The organism is Streptomyces sp. NPDC048258 (genome assembly GCF_043201995.1).
GTDB lineage: Bacteria > Actinomycetota > Actinomycetes > Streptomycetales > Streptomycetaceae > Streptomyces.
On the sequence record NZ_JBICZH010000040.1, the window covers coordinates 25516 to 31785 of the forward strand.

The window sequence follows — 6270 nt, forward strand, 5'->3', positions numbered from 1 at the left end:
GATGAGCGGGCAAACTGCCTCCACTCTCCCGCCTACAGACAGAGTTCACGCCCCTCCTTCCCGAACCAAGCGATCACGTTCGGAAAGCGGAAGCCCTCTGAGATCGTTGGCCGCGGTGAGCTGCAGGTGTGCGCTCCTGCCGCCCGAGCCCGGCAGCAGATCGCCGGCCACACCGAAGCCGAAGTGCCCTTCGGGCGGAGCCTGCGCGGGGAATCCGAACGAGCGCACATGGTGGCCGCGGCACTCCTCCGCAGAGCCCAACGGCAGCGTCCGTGCATCTGCCGGCATCCGGCTCAGCCGGATGAAGGCCACGTCCTCGTCCTCACTGGCACGCCACAGGTGGCCGGTGACCGACCCCTCTACCCGGTCCGCACCCCTCACGTGGGGGAAGGCCAGCTGCACCACAGTCTCCGGGCCGCCTCCAGCCGCTTCGACGACATGCGCGCAGGTGACCACGACCCCGTCGGCCACCAGGAACCCCACCCCGGCCACGCCTCCGTCCGGCCGGAGGACCTGAACAACGGCGGCGAGCAGGTCCGATGCGTTGCCCTCACCCGGCTTCTTCTCCGCGCTGCTCACCGGGATCAGCCCGTACTCGTGTAACGGTCACTTTCAGGTGGCAGCTGGCCTGGCTCTTGGTGATCACAGTCCCGGCCTCGAATGCCAGGTCGACGCCGAACTCGACGGTGATCTGATCGGGATGGGCCTTGCGTAGCTGGCCGAGGATGGCGCGGGCGGCCTCGGTGACCGGCTCCAGGGCCCCTCCAGCGTCACTGGCAATTCGCGTACGGCGTCGCCGATGCGGCTGGCCTTCACCGGACCGTCCCACTCGGCGTGCTGCTCGACCAGAATGCAGCCCCCGCCGTCCAGCGGAATCCGGGTCAGAGGTGTCAACACGCCTCCGTCGTCTTGCGTGCTCGCGTACCTGGGATCTAGGCCAGCATGCCTTCCGTCCCCCCACGCTAGAGCAACACCTAACCCGAGGGCCGTGCCTGCCCCGAGTTGAGACCCGGCCACACCGGGAAGGGCAAGGCCCCACCCCGCGTCGACACCAGTGCGACCCGCTTTCAGTGGCTGACGCTCCCGCCGGACCGGCACAACCCCCGAGGTGGGAGGCGGGGGGTCTGGGGGTAGGGGGTTACGCGGTACGGGCCGGGAAGGTGAAGGTGTAGCCCTGGGCCGAGAGCCAGGGCAGGTAGTGGGCCAGCGCGGCGACGGTCTGTGAACGGTCGCCGCCTCCGTCGTGGAACAGCACGGTCGGTTGGGCGGGCAGCCCCTTCTCGACGGCCGAGAGGATGGAGGGCAGGCCGGGCCTGCTCCAGTCCTTGGGGTCGACGCTCCAGCCGAGGGGCCGCATTCCGCTCGCGGCCGCGATCTGACGGCTCGCGGGGGTGAAGGCACCGCCCGGTGCCCGGTAGTAGTCGACGGGAACGCCAGGGGCCGCCTTCTCGATCATCTCCTTGGCCGCGAGGATCTGCCGACTCTGGTAGGCGACGGGTTTGTGATCCATCGTGACGTCGTGGTCCACGGAGTGGTCGCACAGCCGGTGTCCGGCCGCTGCCACCTGGCGGACCAGCTCCGGGTGCGCCTGGGCCTTGGTGCCGATCATGCAGAAGGTGGCCTTGACGTTGTTCCGCCGCAGCACTTCCAGCACCTGCGGGGTCCAGCGGGGGTCGGGGCCGTCGTCGATCGTGATGGCGATGTCGCGGCCTGCTCCCTGAGCGAGGCGGGATATCCCGACCGGCACCTGCGCGATCGCCGCCTCCGGTGCCTGCGGCCGCGCCTGTACGGATCCGGAGCGGGAAGCGGCGGGCGGCTGCCCCCCGTTGCCGCCGGTCGCGGCGAGCGCCGGTGCGCCGGCTGAGGCCAGCAGGCCCAGTACGGCTGCCGTCACGGTGCAGCGCGCCCGGCGGCGGCCTCCGGAGGTGGTGGTGCTCATGGATGCGTTCTTCCCTTGCCCTCGCCCTTCGGACTCTCGTTGCTCGTCCAGGCTAGGCGGCCGACGGTTTATCCCCCTCGGCCGAAAGGCCCCTTTTCGCCGTTCGGGGCTGTGATGGTGGTCACTCCGGCAGCGGGCGAAACGGCCGTGTGCCATTACGGGTGGCAGGTCGGGGGAGTATCTGGAGGGGTGGGCGTGTCAACGTTCTCTGAATTTTGCCCCTGGCGAGTCTCTGAAATTTGACCCTGGTGTGGTTGGTCGTCGACTGCCCTGGCGGTGCCGGCAGGACTGTCAGCCGTGGATGCCGGAATCGTCGGCATGCCACTGTGCGATTACTTCTCCGCCACTGATGATCAGGCTGCCGTCGCGGTGCTCCAGACTCCTGGAGGGCCGGGGCAGGCGGAACTCGACGTGGTCTGCCTCAAGAACATCGACCCGGTCGTCGCGATCGCCCAGCTCGAAGCCATCATGACCGGCTGCAGCTATGAGGAGGCCGGCGAGCGCCCGCGGTCCGGCCAACTGCTGTCCGGGCCGGAGGACGGCCCGCCGTTCGTGGTCAGCCTGACAGACACCCTGATCGATGCCCTCGCCACTGCATCGCCGGACGACCTTGTCCGCTCTGCCGAGCCGTGGTCGATGACCGACGAACTCCGGCAGATCGGGATCAGGGTCGAGGACACGGCCGATGTTCTGGAAGCCCTGGCCGGACTGGCTCAGCGCGCTCAGGCTTCCGACCAGCGGCTGTATTGCTGGTGGGCCCTGTGACTCTCCGGCGTCGGGCGCCGTTGTCCTTGCCCAACAGTTCGCGTCGCTGGCGGGTGCAGTAGGAGTCTCCGGTGAGGGTGAGGACCTCGGCGTGGTGGACCAGGCGGTCGATCATCGCGGCCGCGACGTCGCCGTCGGAGACGGTCTCTCTCCCCAGCGCCCGAAGGGCAGGTTCGATGTCACCATCACCGAGCCCTGCTCGTAACGCGAGGCTATGAGCTGGAAGAACAGGTTCGCTGCGTCCCGGTCGAACGGGATGTAGCCCACCTCGTCAATGATGATCAACTTGTAGCGGCGGATCTTCTTCAGCTCCGCCTACACCCGGCCCGACTGGTGGGCCTCGGCGAGGCGGGTGATCCAGTTGCTGGCGGTGTCGAACAGGATCGAGTAGCCGGCGTGGGAGGCCTTGACGCCGAGGCCGATGGCCAGGTGCGTCTTTCCGATCCCGGGTTCCCACAATCCTTCCGGCACCAGCCCCTCAACGAAGGACATCGAGTACGCCCACCTCCGCCTGTGTCCGACGCACTGGTTCGTCGCCGGACTGCAGGTGCGCCCCGAAGCGCGCCACGTAGTGCCACACCCGCTTGAGTGCCTGCTCGTCATGGCGGCCGGCGCCGGCAGCGCCCCCGATGATACGGGGATCGAGCCGCCCGTCCGTTGCAATCTCTACGCCCAGGTCGATGTACTCCTGTCCGCGATAGTCGGGGTGGCGCCGGAGTTCCTCGACCGCGAGGCTGAATCCAGGGTGCCATTCGACCGGACAGGGAAGACACCGAGCCGAGGCTTCCACGTCCGTGCCGCGATAGCAGGGGTCCAAGACCACAGCCTCCACGTCGCGGTTCAGCCAGACCGGCCCGTGCACCTGCGCCTCGATGTAGTCATCGAGTGAGTCCTGACTGTCGGCCTCGGCAAGCTCGATCAGCGGCATGCGGGCTGCGACGCCGAACGCCGACGGTTCCAGGAAACTGTCCGGATAGCAGAACGTGGTCCTCGTCAGCGTCTCGGCGGCCAGCCGAAAGTGGGCGGAGCCGAAGCGCGGTGCCCCACCGCCCAGCTTGCGACGGAAGTTCAGTGCCCCATAGACCGGTCGCTCATCTGCAGGCGCCTCGTCGTACGCCCCGCCGAAGATCCGGCTCTCCCAGCGCCACCGGTCACCGCCGGGGTGGGCGGTCAAGCCCCCATTGCTCGTGCCTGTGACGAACTGCGAGCGGTATACGCCGTCCTCGGCCAGGACATCCAGGATCGGCGTGCCTCGCACAAGGCGGTCCGGATGGAAGTTGAGGGTCACACGCAGCGACGGATCCAGGGGACCTCCAGACGACTGCTCCGCGACATGGTGGAGGGCCTGTTCGTACGGCGTCGGGAAAGTTCGGGAGCTCATCGATGCAGTGTCGCTCAACCTGATCAACCAATGCACTCGCATTACCTCCACAGCCCGTCACCCTGAGCGGACCTCGTTGATCACCAATCAAGACGATCTCTAAGAGGCCCTAACAGAAGTAGTCGATCATGTGACTTTCAGCTTGGGGTGTCGTTGGTCCAGCCGTGGGGAAACGTCAGTCGCGGCCGTGGATCGTGTCGGATGAACTGTGATGGAACGGATCCGCGTCGGTCGGCCGGGCGGTGGACACCCGCGCACCCGGCCCGATCATCTCGGCGGCGCTAACTGATCATTTCAGAATGAGGTGCGGAGGCGTCTCAAGCAGATGATGATGCAGGCGAGTTCGAGGAGTCCCTGGTGGAGGTCGGCTCGTATCTCGTAGCGGATGCGGAGGCGTTTGAACTGGTGGAGCCAGGCGAGGTCCGCTCTACCACCCAGCGTGTTTTGCCCAGGCCGGAGCCGTGCGGGGTGCCGCGGCGGGCGATCTTCGGGGTGAGATCCCGCGATTGCGGATCAGGCGACGGTACTTGTCGTAGTCGTACCCGTGGTCGGCGAACAGGCGCTTGGGTCGGTGCCGGGGGCGGCCGCGTAGTCCCCGGATGCGGGGTATCGCGTTCAGCAGGGGCATGAGTTGGGTGAGGACGTAGACGATGCCCCGCAGGCAACACGATCGTCCACCGGCTTCCGGCCGGGGAAACGATGCCGCCGCAGCGGCCGGGCAGGAAGCAGGGGGGCTATCCGCTCCCACAAGTCGTCAGGCACAAGATCAACAGACACTCGGCACTTCCGGGCTGTGGCCACGAGGTTCGACAAGCGTGCCTGTGCCTTCCACGGCATCGTCATCGTCGCCTTGATCCGACTCAGGCTCCGCTCGTGATCCGCCGATTGGCTACTCGTCCGAGTCCGCAGCCGACGGCGGCACCTCGAGGACGAAGAAGAGGAAGCAGGTTTTGGTCGAAAGGGCATGGAATTCATCGGGGAACAGCTCACGGGCGGCTGGGTCGGGCTGCGGCTCGCTGATGACGGAAAGACGGAAGCCGGCGGCGGTGAAGGCATCAGTCATCGCGTGCAATGGCTTGCGCCAGAACCTCATCGGGACGGACTGCCCGTTGAACGTCCAGTCGAAGGTATAGCTGGTGGTCGCAAAGTAGTCGGGCCGAGGATCCTGGATGGTGTAGGCCACGAAAGGGTGGTCCACCGACGCGATCAGCCGGCCGCCGGGCCTGAGCACTCGCCGCAACTCGGCCAGCGTCGGCCCCCAGTCCTCCACGTAGTGCAGCACCAGCGACGCGACCACGTCGTCGAACGCGCCGTCGGCGAACGGCAAATGGTCGCTCAGGTCGACCACGTGCAGGGCCACGTCGTCACCCAGCCGCCGTCTTGCCAGCGCCAGCATCCCGGCGCTGGCGTCGATGCCGGTGACGACCGCACCGCGGTCGCGTAGCGCAGCGGACAGGGAGCCTGAGCCACAGCCGGCATCCAGGATCCGGCGGCTGGCCACGTCTCCGGCGAGGGCCAACATCGCGGGCCGCTCGTAGTACGCGTTCACAAGGTTGTTCTCGTTCTCCGCCGAGTACGCCTCGGCGAAGCTGTCGTAGTCGTTCACCTGGGCCGGATCTGCAGGCTGAGCGAGACTATCGGGCAGGTTGGTTAAGCGTTCCATCGTCGCAGCCTAGTAGTCGCATGATCCGCCGGACAGGCCCTAGTAGTGCTTTGTTAGGTGGTGTCGTAGGGCTGCCATGGGGTGGGTTGTCGGCAGGTGGGGCAGGCGCCGGTCCAGGTTGCTAAGAGGTGTTGGAGGAGGTTCAGGGCCTGGTAGAGGGTCAGGCCCTGGCAGGGGCTTTTGGGCTCCTCCGCTGTTCGGTCAGGAACAGCTCCGCCATCGGCTGCATCGACTTCCGCCTGCCGTCCAGCAACAACCCTCGCAGATACAACTGGCCCTTCGCCCGCTGGTCCCGCCGCACCAGCGGCGCGAACACCTCCCCGGCGAACTCCTCCAACCGGCCCCGACACTCAGCAAGCTCACCCACCCTCACACAAGCAGAGAACTACCGAATACCCACTGTGACAAGACCAGCTAACAAAGCACTACTAGTGCCGCGTCAGGCAACGTTCGCCCTGTTCACCACCTCTTGGAGGCGTTCGTCGGCGGCGTGCTTGTTCCGCCAGATGATGTAGCGGCGGA

Annotated in this window: 8 protein-coding genes and 4 pseudogenes; 2 read left to right on the forward strand and 10 right to left on the reverse strand. The window is 67.0% G+C overall.

What is annotated here, in order from left to right:
* Positions 1 to 45 precede the first annotated feature (45 nt).
* The 3 genes from ACGFYQ_RS40315 to ACGFYQ_RS40325 form a co-directional block, all read right to left on the reverse strand.
* Positions 46 to 579: a trypsin-like serine peptidase gene (locus ACGFYQ_RS40315; protein WP_393752090.1), complete on the reverse strand. Its 534-nt coding sequence runs from the start codon at positions 577 to 579 to the stop codon at positions 46 to 48.
* Positions 551 to 829 carry a CU044_2847 family protein gene (locus ACGFYQ_RS40320; protein WP_393752092.1) on the reverse strand — a complete coding sequence of 93 codons (279 nt, stop codon included), beginning with the start codon at positions 827 to 829 and terminating at the stop codon, positions 551 to 553. Before ACGFYQ_RS40320 ends, ACGFYQ_RS40315 begins: the two co-directional genes overlap by 29 nt.
* Before the next feature lie 309 nt (positions 830 to 1138).
* Complete coding sequence (locus tag ACGFYQ_RS40325) at positions 1139 to 1939, reverse strand: polysaccharide deacetylase family protein (RefSeq protein WP_393752094.1); 801 nt, start codon at positions 1937 to 1939, stop codon at positions 1139 to 1141.
* A 297-nt stretch (positions 1940 to 2236) separates the two neighbouring features.
* On the opposite strand from ACGFYQ_RS40325, the gene ACGFYQ_RS40330 reads away from it, so the two are divergent.
* Positions 2237 to 2704, forward strand: coding sequence for a hypothetical protein (locus ACGFYQ_RS40330; RefSeq protein ID WP_393752096.1), 468 nt, complete (start codon positions 2237 to 2239; stop codon positions 2702 to 2704).
* Here the strand turns inward: ACGFYQ_RS40330 and ACGFYQ_RS40335 are convergent.
* The 4 genes and pseudogenes from ACGFYQ_RS40335 to ACGFYQ_RS40350 form a co-directional block, all read right to left on the reverse strand.
* The gene (locus ACGFYQ_RS40335; RefSeq protein WP_393752098.1) at positions 2604 to 2819 is read right to left on the reverse strand and encodes a hypothetical protein; all 216 of its coding nucleotides are present in this window, start codon (positions 2817 to 2819) and stop codon (positions 2604 to 2606) included. The genes ACGFYQ_RS40330 and ACGFYQ_RS40335 overlap by 101 nt on opposite strands.
* Positions 2816 to 3196: pseudogene (locus ACGFYQ_RS40340) on the reverse strand (ATP-binding protein). The gene ACGFYQ_RS40335 and the pseudogene ACGFYQ_RS40340 overlap by 4 nt, the downstream one beginning before the upstream one ends.
* On the reverse strand, positions 3183 to 4085 hold the full coding sequence (locus tag ACGFYQ_RS40345; protein ID WP_393752100.1) for a DUF3626 domain-containing protein: 903 nt from the start codon (positions 4083 to 4085) through the stop codon (positions 3183 to 3185). Before ACGFYQ_RS40345 ends, ACGFYQ_RS40340 begins: the two are co-directional and overlap by 14 nt.
* Positions 4086 to 4379: 294 nt before the next feature.
* Positions 4380 to 4725: pseudogene (locus tag ACGFYQ_RS40350) on the reverse strand (transposase); the annotation flags it as partial.
* A gap of 141 nt (positions 4726 to 4866) precedes the next feature.
* Here ACGFYQ_RS40350 and ACGFYQ_RS40355 point away from each other — a divergent pair.
* Positions 4867 to 4962 (forward strand): annotated as a pseudogene (locus ACGFYQ_RS40355) (IS5/IS1182 family transposase); the annotation flags it as partial.
* Positions 4963 to 4974: 12 nt separating this feature from the next.
* Here ACGFYQ_RS40355 and ACGFYQ_RS40360 read toward each other — a convergent pair.
* From ACGFYQ_RS40360 to ACGFYQ_RS40370, 3 genes and pseudogenes are all read right to left on the reverse strand, one after another.
* Positions 4975 to 5748: a class I SAM-dependent methyltransferase gene (locus ACGFYQ_RS40360; RefSeq protein ID WP_393752102.1), complete on the reverse strand. Its 774-nt coding sequence runs from the start codon at positions 5746 to 5748 to the stop codon at positions 4975 to 4977.
* A 160-nt stretch (positions 5749 to 5908) separates the two neighbouring features.
* Positions 5909 to 6121 (reverse strand): transposase, encoded by a 213-nt coding sequence (locus ACGFYQ_RS40365; protein ID WP_393752104.1) that lies wholly within the window; start codon positions 6119 to 6121, stop codon positions 5909 to 5911.
* Between the two features lie 66 nt (positions 6122 to 6187).
* A pseudogene (locus ACGFYQ_RS40370) lies at positions 6188 to 6270 on the reverse strand (transposase); the annotation flags it as partial.